Origin of the sequence: Pseudomonas silesiensis, from assembly GCF_001661075.1 — a bacterium.
In the GTDB taxonomy this organism is placed as follows: domain Bacteria; phylum Pseudomonadota; class Gammaproteobacteria; order Pseudomonadales; family Pseudomonadaceae; genus Aquipseudomonas; species Aquipseudomonas silesiensis.
Genome location: NZ_CP014870.1, coordinates 4,678,148 through 4,692,686, shown reverse-complemented (window position 1 = coordinate 4,692,686; position 14,539 = coordinate 4,678,148). Strand labels below are relative to the sequence as shown.

The 14,539-nt window shown below is 58.0% G+C and carries 17 protein-coding genes and 1 tRNA gene; 11 read left to right on the top strand and 7 right to left on the bottom strand.

The genetic code is table 11. The annotated features are described in order from the left end of the window. Window positions 1–149 precede the first annotated feature (149 nt). The 3 genes from PMA3_RS32550 to PMA3_RS20615 all read right to left on the bottom strand — a co-directional run bounded on the left by PMA3_RS32550 (window position 150) and on the right by PMA3_RS20615 (window position 1,364). Window positions 150–338, bottom strand: coding sequence for a hypothetical protein (locus PMA3_RS32550; RefSeq protein ID WP_152032275.1), 189 nt, complete (start codon window positions 336–338; stop codon window positions 150–152). A 180-nt stretch (window positions 339–518) separates the two neighbouring features. Continuing rightward, a complete protein-coding gene (locus PMA3_RS20620) occupies window positions 519–974 on the bottom strand; it encodes a hypothetical protein (RefSeq protein WP_064678919.1) in 456 nt (151 codons plus the stop codon). A gap of 114 nt (window positions 975–1,088) precedes the next feature. After that, a complete protein-coding gene (locus PMA3_RS20615; RefSeq protein ID WP_064678918.1) occupies window positions 1,089–1,364 on the bottom strand; it encodes a hypothetical protein in 276 nt (91 codons plus the stop codon). A gap of 519 nt (window positions 1,365–1,883) precedes the next feature. Between PMA3_RS20615 and PMA3_RS20610 the strand changes: the two genes are divergently transcribed. Then, window positions 1,884–2,456: a DUF6945 domain-containing protein gene (locus PMA3_RS20610; protein ID WP_064678917.1), complete on the top strand. Its 573-nt coding sequence runs from the start codon at window positions 1,884–1,886 to the stop codon at window positions 2,454–2,456. A 373-nt stretch (window positions 2,457–2,829) separates the two neighbouring features. Here the strand turns inward: PMA3_RS20610 and PMA3_RS20605 are convergent, their stop codons facing one another. Beyond that, window positions 2,830–4,341: a tyrosine-type recombinase/integrase gene (locus tag PMA3_RS20605; RefSeq protein ID WP_064678916.1), complete on the bottom strand. Its 1,512-nt coding sequence runs from the start codon at window positions 4,339–4,341 to the stop codon at window positions 2,830–2,832. A 402-nt stretch (window positions 4,342–4,743) separates the two neighbouring features. Here PMA3_RS20605 and PMA3_RS20600 point away from each other — a divergent pair. The 9 genes from PMA3_RS20600 (at window position 4,744) to PMA3_RS20560 (ending at window position 10,021) form a co-directional block, all read left to right on the top strand. Further along, window positions 4,744–4,819, top strand: a tRNA-Phe gene (locus tag PMA3_RS20600). A gap of 442 nt (window positions 4,820–5,261) precedes the next feature. Next, window positions 5,262–6,548, top strand: coding sequence for a serine hydrolase domain-containing protein (locus PMA3_RS20595; RefSeq protein WP_420848701.1), 1,287 nt, complete (start codon window positions 5,262–5,264; stop codon window positions 6,546–6,548). A gap of 27 nt (window positions 6,549–6,575) precedes the next feature. Beyond that, complete coding sequence (locus PMA3_RS20590; protein ID WP_064678914.1) at window positions 6,576–6,896, top strand: YbjQ family protein; 321 nt, start codon at window positions 6,576–6,578, stop codon at window positions 6,894–6,896. Window positions 6,897–7,041: 145 nt separating this feature from the next. Continuing rightward, a complete protein-coding gene (locus tag PMA3_RS20585) occupies window positions 7,042–7,230 on the top strand; it encodes a hypothetical protein (protein WP_064678913.1) in 189 nt (62 codons plus the stop codon). 299 nt (window positions 7,231–7,529) lie between these two features. Continuing rightward, on the top strand, window positions 7,530–7,901 hold the full coding sequence (locus tag PMA3_RS20580; protein ID WP_064678912.1) for a hypothetical protein: 372 nt from the start codon (window positions 7,530–7,532) through the stop codon (window positions 7,899–7,901). A gap of 191 nt (window positions 7,902–8,092) precedes the next feature. Further along, complete coding sequence (locus PMA3_RS20575) at window positions 8,093–8,527, top strand: glycine zipper domain-containing protein (RefSeq protein ID WP_064678911.1); 435 nt, start codon at window positions 8,093–8,095, stop codon at window positions 8,525–8,527. A gap of 127 nt (window positions 8,528–8,654) precedes the next feature. Beyond that, window positions 8,655–8,843: a hypothetical protein gene (locus PMA3_RS20570; protein WP_064678910.1), complete on the top strand. Its 189-nt coding sequence runs from the start codon at window positions 8,655–8,657 to the stop codon at window positions 8,841–8,843. Window positions 8,844–8,950: 107 nt separating this feature from the next. Beyond that, entirely contained in the window at window positions 8,951–9,169 is a 219-nt protein-coding gene (locus PMA3_RS20565) for a hypothetical protein (RefSeq protein ID WP_064678909.1), read from the top strand. Window positions 9,170–9,325: 156 nt separating this feature from the next. Further along, window positions 9,326–10,021: an HAD-IA family hydrolase gene (locus tag PMA3_RS20560; RefSeq protein ID WP_064678908.1), complete on the top strand. Its 696-nt coding sequence runs from the start codon at window positions 9,326–9,328 to the stop codon at window positions 10,019–10,021. A gap of 134 nt (window positions 10,022–10,155) precedes the next feature. On the opposite strand, the gene PMA3_RS20555 is transcribed toward PMA3_RS20560, so the two are convergent. Further along, a complete protein-coding gene (locus tag PMA3_RS20555) occupies window positions 10,156–10,902 on the bottom strand; it encodes a 3-oxoacyl-ACP reductase family protein (protein ID WP_064678907.1) in 747 nt (248 codons plus the stop codon). 124 nt (window positions 10,903–11,026) lie between these two features. Between PMA3_RS20555 and PMA3_RS20550 the strand changes: the two genes are divergently transcribed. Next, window positions 11,027–11,950 (top strand): LysR family transcriptional regulator, encoded by a 924-nt coding sequence (locus PMA3_RS20550; protein WP_064678906.1) that lies wholly within the window; start codon window positions 11,027–11,029, stop codon window positions 11,948–11,950. Between the two features lie 148 nt (window positions 11,951–12,098). Here the strand turns inward: PMA3_RS20550 and PMA3_RS20545 are convergent, their stop codons facing one another. Next, window positions 12,099–12,827: an aspartate/glutamate racemase family protein gene (locus tag PMA3_RS20545; protein ID WP_064678905.1), complete on the bottom strand. Its 729-nt coding sequence runs from the start codon at window positions 12,825–12,827 to the stop codon at window positions 12,099–12,101. 56 nt (window positions 12,828–12,883) lie between these two features. Beyond that, window positions 12,884–14,425, bottom strand: a complete 1,542-nt coding sequence (locus tag PMA3_RS20540) for an NCS1 family nucleobase:cation symporter-1 (RefSeq protein WP_064678904.1) — start codon at window positions 14,423–14,425, stop codon at window positions 12,884–12,886. Between the last annotated feature and the right edge of the window lie 114 nt (window positions 14,426–14,539).

The following is a 14,539-nucleotide window of genomic DNA, read 5'->3' as shown; positions in this document are numbered from 1 at the left end:
TTCCAGGGACAAGTCCATCATTATTTTCCTGGCCCGAGTCTGGATCGTCCGAAGAGTTGCACCCCTTTTTCGGCGGCGAAAAGGGGATTCTGTGGAAAGAGCCCCACCCTGTGCAGAGTCTGCCAGAGCGGCGGCTCAACCTTCCTTGATTACGGGGCGAGCCGGCGTTCCAACCACTCCGGCACCTTACCAGTCTCGTTAAATTCACGGATTGCAGATTGAACGCTTTCGCGAGCTAGAGCGGTTTTTGTTTTGCCTACGATCTCAGCTGCATCTTCCAGCAATTTGTTTTCCTCGTCGTTTAGACGAATCATCACCTGTCTTCCATCATTGGTCATGTAGACACCTGTGCTTGCTTTTATATGTTGATGGGGCGTGTCCAGGCTGAGGGCGCTTGGCTGCATCCTTAGCATGGTGGTGCGAGTGACGATGGTACGTCGGCAACCACCTCACGTTCCATCGTAATCAGCAGCCATTCGCCGTGCTACGAAATGCGGTTCTGTGGAAAGCGGGTTTTGTCAACTTGGATCAGGGATTTTAATAGATGTCTTGGTTGATCCCTTGATTAGCTCATCATCCATACACAGAAGCTCTATGGCAATTATTCGAGCTGTCTCGGCATCGGAGGCTGTGAGTCGTCCTGCCGCACTGTCTGCTTCGAATCGCTCAAGCATCTCTGTTTTAGTTCGAACATTGGTTACTACCGTACTGCCACCGGTCCCTTTTAGGTCAGCTCGAAACATTTCATACCCGATATACCCACCGTATCCGTTCTTGGCGTTCAGCTCTCCACAGATGTGTTGTTGTTGCCAATCGAGGCTGAGGTCTTTGAAGACCACTGCTTCTGGGTCTTTGTACCGTGCAGCAATGCTTTTTTTCGCAGCATTCGCCACCTTCATCAAGCGTTGCTCTTCTGAGTCCTGGCAACCTGCGAGTGCCATCAAGCAGGCGCTAATAGCAATAACCGTCTTCATGGTAGCGTTCCGGTGCGATGGGATATCAGCATGTTAGCGGACGCAGTGGCTCCCTGCCATCAAGTCACATCGTAGCCTGGAGGTGCGCCCTGAGTCTGTGGAAAGCGGCCTTGGTCAAGTTTTCGGCTTGGTCATATTAATCGCCCAGTTCATCACCACGAGAACGATCACCCCCAGGACAGCGCCAGTGATCAAGGCCGCTTTGAGCGTGCTGAATTGATACACAATGACTCCTCCGATCAATGCCACGATGGCAGCCATAAAAGACGATAACTGCAACTCCGTCTCTTTCATCTGATCGTCGGACTTGTCGCGCTGGCAGTACGGGCAAACTTCGCCAGCGAAAGGTATTCTCTTGCCGCACCCAGAGCATTGAATTTCCATTGCCATCGCCGCGTCTCCAGCATGTGTGATCGTGTCAGCTTAGCGTGGTTGTTGGCACTTTGCCGCTACGTCACACGTTCGCCCTGGTGGGCGGATAAACAGTTTGAAGAGGCATAGGCTGTAGAACTAAGCCTTCCATAGGTTCGCCTGAGGCGTCATAGGCTACACACCCTGTGAAAGATATGGATTTGAGTCTATCGCCTATCCTGTGGCCTCTCAGATGCCTTCCCGGATCGATATGGGATTGTTCCACTCATTTCGCAATAAAAACTTGCATCGCTCATATCCCATGTGCATAATCCGCCTCCTGTCCTGACACGACAGGTGATGCACCCAGCGGCACCCGGTAGGGGTTCTCCTACACGTCGAGCTACGATGGCGAGATGATCAGGCCCACGTTAGGCCACATGTTCCACCAATACTCATTGCCCCTCCGCAACTATATGGAGAACTGGCACTGAGTTTTTTGCATGCGTACGATTTAACAAATTCGGAGATGCCCACACACAATATAAGGAGAAACGTATGACCGCACAATTCTGCAAAATGACCTATCTGATCATGGCTGCCACGCACTGGATCAGCGCCCACACCGGCGAGAAAATCAGCTTCACTGGCGACCAAAAGATCATGTGGGTTTGGATGTTCCAGCGCTTCGAACACTTCAAATCCAAAGGCCGTGAATGGTTCGATAACCAGGCGGACATCGTTGCTGCTACCGGCACCAGTGAGTCCACTGTGAAGCGGTTCATGGCGCTCTTGAAGACGCACGGTTACATCACCGTCGAGACGCGGCGGCGCCAGGGTTTTATCCAGTCCAACAGTTACACGATCCTCAGTGACCTTGTGTTGTGGTCTCCCGCCTCTGAGTGCAAGTCAGCGTCTGTGTCCACACCAGTCCCTGTGCCTACACTGGATGAGCCCGAAGAACGCATACCGGACTATGCACCCATAGTGTTTACTGCGCCTGCACCTAAGGTCAGTTTGACCCCTGGCCCGGTAGTTCGGGAAGTGGCGCCGGTAGTGCCTAGGGTCAATTTGCCCTGTGATATTCCTACCGGGAACGATCCAGTTTGGGAAGTCCGTAGGTCAAGTTGACCTGTGGTTGGCTACTTCAAGTGAGTGCATTGCCTGTAGCTCAGTTTGACCCGTGCCCGTAGGTCAAGTTGACACCTGTGGCATAGGTCAGTTTGGCACCTTAGTTAGATAGATTTTAATCAGATAGAAATAGAAAGAGAAGGCAAGGGCAAGGGCTGGATTGTGGAATCATTATGATTGTGATGCGTTCGACCGGAAGATAAGTGGTGTCGCCACTACCTAGGGTTACTGCGCAAAGCTGACCGCTTTCGTGCAATCCCTGGTCAGCCGGGCTGACGGTAGTACTCGGTGGAAGTGGACACCCTGGCAGATGTCCTGTGCAGCCTTCCAGGCCCGCCCTGTGCACTGAGTCACTGACGGGCTGTGGCGAGGGTTAGATGGGTAGCGCTGGTAGCTTGGAGATCGCAGCAAGCTTCTGAGCGGTGCTCGCGCCTTTCGAGTAAACGTCATGCGTGACCGAGCCTTCTTTATGCCCGACCATCTCTTTTGCTAGAGCATCTGGCACATCTGCCCTTACAAGCCCAGTGATTACGGTGTTACGGAAGCTGTGGAAGACGTGGAGCCTGCCGAATCCTGCTGCTAATCGCAATCTGCTGAACGCCTTGGAAGCTGCATGCGAGCGTTTGCCGTAAGGGCCGTCTGCCTTGATAGGGATGAGGAAGGTGTCTGTGGTGTCTTCAAGGAGGCGATCAATAGCAGGTAGTAGACTAGGATGGATCGGCAGCACACGCTTGCTCGATGGATTTTTACTCTTCGGGAAGCTGAAGCACCTGATGCCATCGACAGTGATCACGCTGTCTTTGTTGAGCCGACATAGCTCTTCGATCCTGGCCCCGGTGTACCAGCCCAATTTGATGAGGTCGGCAAGCGGTTTGTCTTTGTTATCCAGGGCAGCTTGATGCAGCTTGAGGGTGTCATCTAGTGTGTACATCTCCCTCTTTTGTCCCGCTAATTCGGAACCACCGCCCTGGGGTAGCTCATGCCCTGTGAATGGATTGATCTTGTCCTTGTACTCTTCGCGCCACGCGGCATCGTACTTCGTTGCCCACTTCCAGAACGCAGTGCCAGCCATGAGGTACTGACCTAGCGTCGCTGGTGCGCGATCCAACGACTTCAGCCATGCATCTACCGTGTCGAAGGTGAGGGGCAGTCCCTCTTTCTTCAGGAATTCCGACAACCGTTCCATCTTGCCCACTTGCTGATCGACGTGTTTCGCGGCGCCGCCACGACTCTCCCTGAATTCGCGGTAGGTCTTCAGTCGAGCTGTGGTGATTGGAGAGGCTGGTTTGTAACTGGTAGGCTCGTTCGTGATGGTGATGGCTTCAGCTAGCTCGGTGGAACTGAGGCCATAACGATGCTGGGCCAGTTGCACGGTTACGTTCCGAGTAAGACCGGCAATGCGTTGTACCGCCTCCACCATGGATGTGGGAGGGTCTGTTTCGAACAGGTGGAATACTTCATCTGTCAGCCCTTTCGCACCTTCCTCCTCCAGTGCCTGAAGCTCTAATCGCAGTGCAGCTTTCTTGTGCTCCAGTTGCTCGCTTCGAGCCATGATTTCGGATTCAGTACCTCCGAGACCTTTCGGTGGGTTCTTGATAGCTTGTAGCAAACTTGCATCCACTCGCGGGTCCAATGCCAGGCTCTTGTCAGCGAGTTCCTGACGCCATTGCTCACGTGCCGCTGCTTTCGCAGCTCGTGTCGAGGCAATCAGTGCTTTCCATTCAGCGAGGATGGGCAGACGGGCATCCATGGCTACTTTACGCAGCCCAGTTTTCAGCGACTGGATCAACACCTTGGCGCCAAGCTTGTGCTGTACATCTGCCGGGACCGCCAGGCGAACATACCATGTGGATTCGCCTGCCTTCTGGATGAGGTTGTCTGCCATGTCAGCGCCGCGAAGTGGGGAGTGGTACAGCGGATTGTACTACTCAATTGTACTACTATGCACGCTGAAAGCCCCGTAATACGGCGGTTGTTGGTCGAAAAGGTGGTTTAATTCGAATCTCTCCTTCACCGCCACATATATACGAAAAAGCCCTGATCATTCAGGGCTTTTTCGTTTCTGCGTTTCTGAAAAAGTCCCAGCCCATACCCTGGATGGCTCAGTGCTTTGCGACCAAAGGCTAACTGTTCCGGCAGTTTCCAAGCGGTGTAGGCCAGCAGCGATCCGTCGATAGATCTGGCTTGCATCGTTGTAATCGGGACTGATCGTAAGTATAGGTATTCACTGGTTTTTTTTGATTTCGTGCTTGACGCCCCAGCCGTAAAAACGTTTAATCCTGCTGCGGCCCAGATAGCTCAGTCGGTAGAGCAGGGGATTGAAAATCCCCGTGTCGGCGGTTCGATTCCGTCTCTGGGCACCACTAATACCGAACAAAAAGCCTCAGCCATGCGCTGGGGCTTTTTGCTTTCTGTAGGTAAAAATACCGAGATCGGGCCATTTTCGGCTAACGACCGAACCAGCAGCCTTGCCTGCAGTCCCGTGCTTTAGCGGCATCAAGCACCCGTTCAATTCGAGTACGTACCCAAATCGCCGTTTTCAGCTTTGCTGAAAACCCAGGCTAACCGGTGAAGTTGCTTTCCGAAAATTCTGTAGGACGAATGATGGTCCTGTGGGAAGCAAGGCTGGAAAGCGCTCGACGACCTTGCATCGCTTGGCGTTGGTATGACCCGTTCAATCCCACTAAAAGCCCGGTCTTCAGCCTCTCCCTCCGCCTGTTAGACTGCTCGAACCCCTCGAACGGAATCGACACCATGTCTTGCCCTCGCATCACCCCCCGGCACTTGGCAGTTTCCATCACAGCTATGTTGATGGGCGCCCTGTCATCCCTCGCCACCGCGTCCACCTCCACATCCTTCCCCGACGCCGCCGCCAGCGACCCCGCAAAACTCGGCTGGATGATCGGCTCCCCGCCGCCCGCCGATCGCACCGTGCGCTTCGAGGACGGCAGCTATTTCCAGTTCCCGGCGATGCGCTGGAGTGTTTCAAACTTCCGCCAACTCATGCCGACCATCAACGTCTCGCGAGGGCTTGGCGCACCGGTTCCCTTGCAATCCGCGTTGCGCAATGACATCGACGCCATCAGCTTCGTCCCGCTCGGCGCCAAGGCCTCGATGACCTGGGATCAATCCCTTGCGGCCACCTACACCGACGGGATTGTGGTGATGCATCGCGGCAAGGTTGTCTACGAACGTTACTTTGGCGTGCTGAAACCTGAAGGTCAGCATGCAGCAATGTCGGTGACCAAGTCTGTGGTTGGTACGCTGGGAGCAATGTTGATCGCCGAAGGGCTAATCGACCCATCCAAGCACGTCGCCGATTACGTCCCCGAACTGGCGAGCTCCGCGTTTGGCAGTGCCACGGTGCGCCAGGTCCTCGACATGACAACTGGGCTCAAATACAGCGAGGATTACGCCGATCCGAACGCCGAAGTGTGGGCCCATGCCAAAGCCGGCAGCCCTTTACCCAAGCCGAAGGACTACACGGGGCCGCGCAGCTACTACGAGTTTTTGCAGACGGTGCAGCTGCAAGGCGAGCATGGCCGCGCGTTCGCCTACAAAACCGTCAACTCCGACGTCTTGGGCTGGGTCATCGCTCGAGTGACCGGTCGTAACGTCGCACAGTTGTTGTCCGAGCGGATCTGGAGTCGGCTGGGGGCTGAGCAGGATGCCTATTTCACAGTGGACTCCATCGGCACCCCGTTTGCCGGCGGCGGCTTGAACACCGGCTTGCGCGACCTGGCGCGGTTTGGCGAGATGCTGCGCAATGATGGCGCGTTCAACGGTCAGCAGATCGTGCCCAAAGCGGTGGTGGACGACATCCGCCATGGCGGCGACAAGCAGGCATTTGCCAAGGCCGGTTATGACTTGCTCAAGGGCTGGAGCTACCGCTCGATGTGGTGGGTGACAGATAAGGAAGGCGGCGCCTTCATGGCGCGCGGAGTCTACGGTCAGCGTATATATGTGGACCCGAACGCCGAAATGGTGATTGTTCGCTATGCGTCCCATCCGGTTGCCGCCAATTCGGCCAATGATCCGGTGACGTTGCCGGCGTTTGAAGCGATGGCTCAGTATTTGTCCAGGTTGCCCTGACTAAATAGCCACGAACAAGGAAACTCCATGATCACCACCACGACCCACTCCATCGAAGGCCGGCAAATCATCGCCTACCTGGACATCGTCAGCGCCGAGTCGGTGCAGGGCGTCAATGTCGTCCGTGACCTGTTCGCCGGGATGCGGGATTTTTTCGGCGGGCGCTCGCAGACATTGGAACGAGCCTTGAAGGAAGCACGGATTCAGGCAACCGATGAGCTCAAGGAACGGGCGCGGGCGTTGCAGGCGGATGCGGTAGTGGGACTGGATTACGAGATCAGCATGCCGGCCGGGAAGGGCGGGATGGTGGTGGTATTTGTGACCGGGACGGCGGTCAAGCTGAGGTAAGTTGTGGGGCCATTCGTCGGGCACGGGTTAATCTGAACTACAAGTCCAGTAATGACCGGCTAGTCTGAAACGCCTTGGCGATCGATATTTTTTCAGGCAAAAGGGCTTGCCGGTGTCGATCCCGCTTTTCGAGAGGGGCGTAGCTATGGCTGATCCGTATATCGAAGACGACGGGGCAGAGTTTCCGATCAACAACTGCGTGCAATGTGGGCAGACCGATTATGTGGCGGGCTTCGGTGAAGACCAGACCCGGAACGACAAGATGAAATCCATGGCGCGCACGGGACCGAAGGCGAAATTTTTGCCCAAGGTGTCGACACCGTCCAGGAAGTGATGCACCCAGCCCCGCCATCGCACGGGGTTTTTCAGGCGTCGAGTTGCAGGAAAGTGTTACCCACGAAATCTTTCACAAAGTTTTCACACCCATCGACGTAGTCTCAGCTCATCCGTTAGAAAGCAATACTCCAGCCCGTCTCCCCAGCGGGCTTTTTTTTGCCTGTCATAAAACCTTTCTCGAAAACGCTGTCAAACCGTCGCCAACGGTGTGGTTGCGGCGATTTGTCTGTGGTCGTCGTTGGATAAGTACATTTAATTATTCTCCTTTCGGTTTTCCTTTTTTTGAGGTTTCTCGTCATGCGTTTGACTCTGCCCGCTCTGGTTCTGGGACTTTTGGTTGCTCAAGGTGCAATGGCTGCCGGCGACGGCACTGCCGCGCTGGGTGGCGGCTTGGGCGGCGCGCTGGGTAATGTGGTCGGTCAGAAAATGGGCGGCAGTACCGGTGCAGCGATTGGTGCCGGTGTGGCTGGCGCAGCGGGCAGTGCAGTTGCTGCACGCAAAGGCAGCCGTACCAAGGCCGCCATCGGTGGCGGTGTCGGCGCGGCGGGCGGTTCGGTGATCGGCAACAGCCTGGGCGGCAAGACCGGTTCGACCATCGGCGCGGGCCTGGGCGGTGCGTTGGGCGGCGGCGTGGGCAGCAACCTGGCCAAAGGCCACAAGCGTCACTGATCCTTCGCGATCGCTCCTGAAGCCCGGCTTGATGCCGGGCTTTTAGTATCCGGATGTTTCCCCGCCCTCACTCTTCGAATTGACAGCGGTCCAACGCTCAACGCTGGCCGGATTCAGCGGGCGCAGATGCTAGACTCCTGCCCATCCGCAGCATGTTCACTTCCCCCGATGCGGAATTAGAGGTTCATATCATGCGTTTGACATTGTCCACAGTGGTTCTGGGACTTTTGGTCGCTCAAGGTGCAATGGCTGCCGGTGACGGCACTGCTGCCGTTGGCGGTGGTATTGGCGGTGCGCTGGGTAACGTGGTCGGCCAGCAAATGGGCGGCAGCACGGGGGCAGCGATTGGTGCCGGTGTCGGCGGCGCGGCAGGCAGTGCGGTGGGCGCCCCGAAAGGCAGTCGAACCGAAGCTGCCATTGGCGGTGGCTTGGGCTCGGCTGGTGGCTCGGTGATTGGTAACAGTCTCGGTGGCTCGACCGGCTCTACCATCGGCGCAGGCCTGGGCGGTGCGGCGGGTGGTGCGATCGGTAATAACCTGGGTACCGACAGCGGCAGCTCCCATTCCGGCAACGGCCACAAGCACAAGCACAAAAACAAGCACAAGAACAAAAACAAGCATCACTGATTCGACCGCAAATAACGCGCAAACCCGGCCTGGTGCCGGGTTTGTCGTATCTGTGGTCCCGTTGCGGAACGATTACCTGGCGGCCGCCTCGAACTTCATACACTCCCTGAATGTTGTGAGGACTGCCATGACGCCTGAAACCGAAGGCAAGGAAGAAAAAGGCCCGAGCGGGCTCCCGTTCATCAACGATCCCGGCAATGAAGACCCGGGCTCATTGATGGATGACGCAACAGTGCCGCTCAACGATGCCGACGACGCCGGCGACGTTGGCAACACTGAATATGAAGAAGAGGATGAAGACGAAGACGAACAATGATCGGACTCCGGGACCAGGCTGACCGATCGTCCGCCTGATCGAACCGTGGCCATCGTGCCGTCATCGAAATTTCAGGACCTGTATCCAGGCCCCCTGAGAGGTGTTTTATGAACGCTGATCCAAAAGATTCCGACGTCGACGATACCCCTGAATACCCGCTGCCTTCCCCCACTGACCCGCTTCCACGCGACCAGCGCCCGCCGGTTGATGACGCCGGTGTGGAGCAGGTGCCCAACGATGATGTGCGGCGCACTGACACTGATGTTGAAGCTACGCCTGATGATCCGGACATCGACGGCAACGATCGCTCCAACGAGCCGATTTGACACACGTCCACGGCTTCCTCGCCGCCAGTCGATCGAGCGGCGTATTGCCGTTGCTCTATGGCGGCCGCGCTCGTTATGCTGCTGAACCCTTTAATCAATCGCGGATCCGGCCTGGGCCGGGTTTTCCGGGATGTCATTAAAAACGGATCAGAAGCGATGAATGCTGCACTGAATGAATTCGGCCCGATAAAGGCCGTTATTTTCGATATGGACGGCTTGCTGCTGGACACCGAGGGCATCTACACCGAAGTCACCTCCATCATTGCCGAGCGTTACGGGCGGACCTTCGACTGGAGCGTCAAACAGAACATCATCGGCCGTGGCGCGGGTGACCTTGCGCGGTATGTGGTCGAGGCGCTGGACCTGCCGATTACTGCCGAAGAGTTTCTGCAGATCCGTGAACCCCTGATGCGCGAGCGTTTTCCAGCGGCGCTGGCGATGCCGGGCGCCCAGGAACTGGTTCGGCACCTGAAGGCCAACAACATTCCGATCGCGGTGGGCACCAGTTCTTCGCGTCAGTCGTTTGGCCAGAAAACCACCTTGCACCAAGATTGGTTTGCGTTGTTCGACTTCATCGTCACCGCTGACGATCCGGAAGTCGGCGCGGCCAAACCGGCACCGGATATTTTCCTCACCGCTGCGCGGCGCCTGGGGGTGTTGCCCGGGGACTGCCTGGTGTTCGAAGATTCGCCGTTCGGTGTTACGGCGGCGAAAGCGGCGGGGATGACGGCGATTGCGATTCCGGACGCGGCGATGGCCGACGAAAAGTACGCACACGCCGATGGCATTCTTCGTACGTTGAAGGCGTTCAATCCGAGTGCTTGTGGATTGCCGCATCTCGACTGGGCTTGACGACGCAAATGTGGGAGCGAGACCGGCTTGCCGGCGAAGACGGAGTGTCAGTCGACATCAAAGTTGGCTGATCGCGCGTCTTCGCCGGCAAGCCGGTCTCGCTCCCACAATGGATCACGGTTGGCTGAACGGTATCAGGCGCCGAAACCACCGTCGATGGTCAGGCTGGCGCCGGTGATGTAGCCGGCTTCGGGGCCCACCAGGTAGGCGACGAAACTGGCGATTTCTTCCACGTGACCGTAGCGACCTACTGCCATCAACGGAATCAGGCTTTCGGCAAAGTCGCCGCTGGCCGGGTTCATGTCGGTGTCGACGGGACCGGGTTGCACGTTGTTGATGGTGATGCCCCGTGGGCCAAGATCGCGAGACAGGCCTTTGGTCAGGCCGACCAGTGCCGATTTGCTCATGGCGTATGGCCCGCCGCCAGCGAAGGGCATGCGCTCGGCGTTGGTGCTGCCGATGTTGATGATGCGACCGCCTTCGGTCATGTGCCTGGCTGCGGCCTGGGTGGCGATGAATACACTGCGCACGTTGATCGCCAGGGTCTGGTCGAAGTCTTCGAGCGTGAAGTCTTCGAGCGGTGCGACCGCCAATACACCAGCGTTGTTGACCAGGATGTCCAGGCGACCGAAGGCTTCGACCGTGGCGGTGACGGCGTTGCGGATGGCTTCGGCGTCGGCACTGTCAGCCTTGATGGCCAAAGCCTTGCCACCATTGGCGGTGATGCTGTCCTGCAATTCTTCGGCCTTGGCCGTGGAGCTGACGTAGGTGAAGGCGACCGTCGCGCCTTCAGCGGCCAGGCGTTTGACGATGGCTGCACCGATGCCGCGGGAACCGCCTTGAATCAACGCCACTTTGCCGCTGAGGTTCTGAGTAGTCATATCGATCTCCAAGTCCCGAGGCGAGGTGTCTCGGTTGATGGAGCCTAGTATCGATTCATGATTACAAGCTGTGTAGACGGTAATTGCGATAGTCTGTGTAAACCAGAAGTTTATAGTGGCGCTTATGGAAACCTTCAGCAGTATCGAATGCTTCGTGCGCAGCGCCGAAGTCGGCAGCTTTGCCGAAGCTGCGCGGCGCCTGAGCCTGACCCCGGCGGCGGTGGGCAAGAGCGTCGCCAAGCTTGAGGCTCGATTGGGGGTGCGTCTGTTCCAGCGCAGCACCCGCAGCCTGACATTGACCGAAGCCGGTCATCTATTTCTCGGCGAGGTCAGCGCCAGCCTGCTCACGATCCAGAATGCCGTGGCCAACCTGGCTAGCGCCGAAGGGCGACCGGCCGGTACATTGAAGGTCAGCATGGGCACCGTGTTCGGGCGCTTGTACATCGTGCCCTTGCTCGGAGAGTTCCTGCGACGGTTTCCGGCCATCAACCCGGACTGGCATTTCGATAACCGGCAGGTCGACCTGATCGCCCAAGGCTTCGACGCGGCCATTGGCGGGGGATTCGAACTGCCCCAGGGCGTGGTGGCGCGCAAGCTGACGCCGGCGCATCGGGTATTGGTGGCGTCTGTCGATTATCTGGCGGAGCGTGAAGCTATCGTCGAGCCCGATGATCTGAAACATCATGACGGTATCCTGATTCGATCACCGCAAACCGGTCGTGTGCGCTCCTGGCAATTGACCAGCCGCGCCCGGCAACACAGTCCGTTGACGCTCAAGGCACGGATGACGATGAGTGATTCCGAGGCGGCCTGCGCCACGGCAGTCCAGGGCTTGGGCATCGCGCTGGTGAGCATGCCGTTCGCCGTGGGTTATCTGGAGGCCGGGACGTTGCAACGGGTATTGCCAGAGTGGTATGTCGATGATGGCAATATTTCCATCTATTACGCCGAGCACAAACTGCTGCCGGGCAAGACCCGGGCGTTTGTCGATTTCATTATTGAGCAGTTTGCGGAGCGGGGGTTGGGGCGGCGGTTCAGCGCGGTTTGAATTTGGCGCTGGACCGGGGTGAGGCCATCGCGGGCAAGCCACGCTCCCACAGGGTTTTGTGTCGTTTACATGACCGTGGCAAGACACAAAACCCTGTAGGAGCGTGGCTTGCTCCGGGCGGCGTTCCGACGAAGAACGATAACGCGGTCTACCTGCCAAACCGCCCCGGCCAACCCACAATTTTCTTCGGCCGCGGCGTCGCATAAGTCCGCACCTTGGACGTCGACAACCCCAGCCGCACCAACGACTCGGCAATCGTCACCGCCGCGGTCACCCCGTCCACCACCGGCACCCCGGTACGCTGGCGAATCTGCTCGTCCAGCCCCGCCATGCCGCCGCAGCCCAGGCAAATCACCTCGGCCTTGTCCTCAAGCACCGCCAATTCCGCCTGACGGACAATGGCCTCCAGTGCGCGCTCCGGATCGGACTCCAGTTCCAGCACGGCCAGGCCACTGGCGCGCACTGACGCACAGCGGTCCCAGAGGCCCGACAATTTGAGACGATCCTCGATCAGCGGCACGGTGCGGTCCAGCGTCGTGACCACCGAATAGGCATGGCCGAGAAACATCGCGGTACTGGCGGCTGCATCGGTGATATCCACCACCGGCACGTTGAGCAACTCCTGCAACCCTTCACGACCGTGCTCGCCGTAACCGGCCTGGATCACCGCATCGAAGGGCTGGTCGTAGGCCATCACCCGATCCATCACGGCGATGGCGGCCAGGTAGCTTTCGAAGTTGCCTTCGATGGAATCGGCGCCGAACCAGGGCGTCAGGCCGATGATTTCGGTGCCGGGCGCGGCCACGGACTGCGCCGAACGTGCGATAGCCTGGGTGATGGATTCGGTGGTGTTGACGTTGACCACGAGGATGCGCATGGAAAGTCCTTATGACAGGTGATACTGCGGCCCGACGTCGCCGGGCCGTCACGGGGTTAATGGCTGACGTTGTCGACCGCGATGGATTCGCCGCTGACATCGGCGTAGTGCGGTTGGCGTTGGGCAATGATCAGATAAAGCATCCCGGCGATACCGGCGCCAATCAGCCAGGAGAAGGGCGATACGCTGTGGAAGCCCGGCACCAGCGCCAGGACAATGGCGATCAGCGCTGCAGGAATGAATGCCGCCACGGCGCGCAGATTGACGCCACGGCTGTAGTAGTAAGCGCCGTTGGGGTCTTCGCTATACAGCTGCGGTACGTTGACTTGGCCTTTGCGCACGAGCCAGTAGTCGACCATGATCACCCCGTATAACGGGCCGAGCAGGGCACCGAGCCCGGACAGGAAATACACGATCACCAGCGGACTGTTGTACAGATTCCAAGGCAGGATCAGCACGGCAATGGTCGCGCTGATCAGCCCGGCGCGACGGAACGTCAGGTATTTGGGCGCCAGGTTGCTGAGCACGAACGCCGGGGCGACAAAGTTGGCCATGATGTTCACCGCCACGGTGACGATCAGGAAAGCCAGGCAGCCGAGCACCAGGAAGAAGGTGTTGGGAATCGAAGCGATGATTTCAGTCGGGCTTTCGATGATCCGGCCATTGATCTGGAATTGCGCACCGCAGAGCAGCACGGTGATGCTGGCAAACACCAGGATATTCACCGGCAAGCCCCAGAAATTGCCGACCTTGATCGTCTTGCGGCATGGCGAAGAACGGGCGAAGTCACAGAAATTCAGAATCAACGTGCCATAGATCGACAGCCACAACGCCCCGCCGGCAAAGATATTGCGCCACATCTCGCCGCCGGTCAGCGGTTCCCGGATCGACCAGGCGATGGTTGCATTGGCCTGGAAGTACATCCACCCGGCGAGGGCGGCAACGGTCAGCAAGATCACCGGTCCGGCAAACGCCTCGTAGCGCCGCACCATCTCCATGCCATAGGCGAGGATCGCCAGCTGTACCAGCCAGATCGCCACGAAACAGATCCAGCCCAGGCTTGAAAGGCCGAGGATCGAATCGTGGTCGTAGTCGGCGAACCCGGGATGCACCGCCGTCAACAATACCCGTAGGACCACGGACGCCAGGTACGTCTGAATCCCGAACCAGGCGATGGCGATCACGGCGCGGATCAATGCAGGAATCTGCGCCCCGTGAATACCGAAACTGATCCGGCTGATCACCGGGAACGGCACGCCGGTCTTCTGGCCCATGTAGCCGGACAGGTTCATGAATCCGTACACCAGCGCCGCGCCGATGCCCAGGGACAGCAGGATCTGCCAGCCACCCAGGCCCAAGGCATACAGGCCGATGGCGAAGGAGTAGTTGGCGATGTTGTGAACATCGTTGGTCCACAGGGCAAAGATGCTGTAGCGGCCCCAGCGCCGACCTTCCGCCTTGGTCGGTGCCAGGTCTTTGTTGTGCAGGCGTGGGCTGAGTACGACAGGTGCTTGAAACGATTGATCGTATGAGGCGGGTTCGGGGTGAGAGGAGGGCAGATCCAGCGCGATGTTGTTATTGGGCAGGCTAGTACGCATTCCGGCAGGCTCCTGAAGCTTGGCGCCGCGATGACTGTGCATGAGCGAGGGCTCGACAAATCTTCGTCGCGGGGTAGAAAGCATCATTGGTTACGGGGCATCTGCAGCCTGTAC

Coding starts and splice junctions, on each gene's coding strand:
- PMA3_RS32550 (WP_152032275.1), bottom strand. CDS start 338: ATGACCAATGATGGAAGACAGGTGATGATTCGTCTAAACGACGAGGAA.
- PMA3_RS20620 (WP_064678919.1), bottom strand. CDS start 974: ATGAAGACGGTTATTGCTATTAGCGCCTGCTTGATGGCACTCGCAGGT.
- PMA3_RS20615 (WP_064678918.1), bottom strand. CDS start 1,364: ATGGCAATGGAAATTCAATGCTCTGGGTGCGGCAAGAGAATACCTTTC.
- PMA3_RS20610 (WP_064678917.1), top strand. CDS start 1,884: ATGACCGCACAATTCTGCAAAATGACCTATCTGATCATGGCTGCCACG.
- PMA3_RS20605 (WP_064678916.1), bottom strand. CDS start 4,341: ATGGCAGACAACCTCATCCAGAAGGCAGGCGAATCCACATGGTATGTT.
- PMA3_RS20595 (WP_420848701.1), top strand. CDS start 5,262: ATGTTGATGGGCGCCCTGTCATCCCTCGCCACCGCGTCCACCTCCACA.
- PMA3_RS20590 (WP_064678914.1), top strand. CDS start 6,576: ATGATCACCACCACGACCCACTCCATCGAAGGCCGGCAAATCATCGCC.
- PMA3_RS20585 (WP_064678913.1), top strand. CDS start 7,042: ATGGCTGATCCGTATATCGAAGACGACGGGGCAGAGTTTCCGATCAAC.
- PMA3_RS20580 (WP_064678912.1), top strand. CDS start 7,530: ATGCGTTTGACTCTGCCCGCTCTGGTTCTGGGACTTTTGGTTGCTCAA.
- PMA3_RS20575 (WP_064678911.1), top strand. CDS start 8,093: ATGCGTTTGACATTGTCCACAGTGGTTCTGGGACTTTTGGTCGCTCAA.
- PMA3_RS20570 (WP_064678910.1), top strand. CDS start 8,655: ATGACGCCTGAAACCGAAGGCAAGGAAGAAAAAGGCCCGAGCGGGCTC.
- PMA3_RS20565 (WP_064678909.1), top strand. CDS start 8,951: ATGAACGCTGATCCAAAAGATTCCGACGTCGACGATACCCCTGAATAC.
- PMA3_RS20560 (WP_064678908.1), top strand. CDS start 9,326: ATGAATGCTGCACTGAATGAATTCGGCCCGATAAAGGCCGTTATTTTC.
- PMA3_RS20555 (WP_064678907.1), bottom strand. CDS start 10,902: ATGACTACTCAGAACCTCAGCGGCAAAGTGGCGTTGATTCAAGGCGGT.
- PMA3_RS20550 (WP_064678906.1), top strand. CDS start 11,027: ATGGAAACCTTCAGCAGTATCGAATGCTTCGTGCGCAGCGCCGAAGTC.
- PMA3_RS20545 (WP_064678905.1), bottom strand. CDS start 12,827: ATGCGCATCCTCGTGGTCAACGTCAACACCACCGAATCCATCACCCAG.
- PMA3_RS20540 (WP_064678904.1), bottom strand. CDS start 14,425: ATGCGTACTAGCCTGCCCAATAACAACATCGCGCTGGATCTGCCCTCC.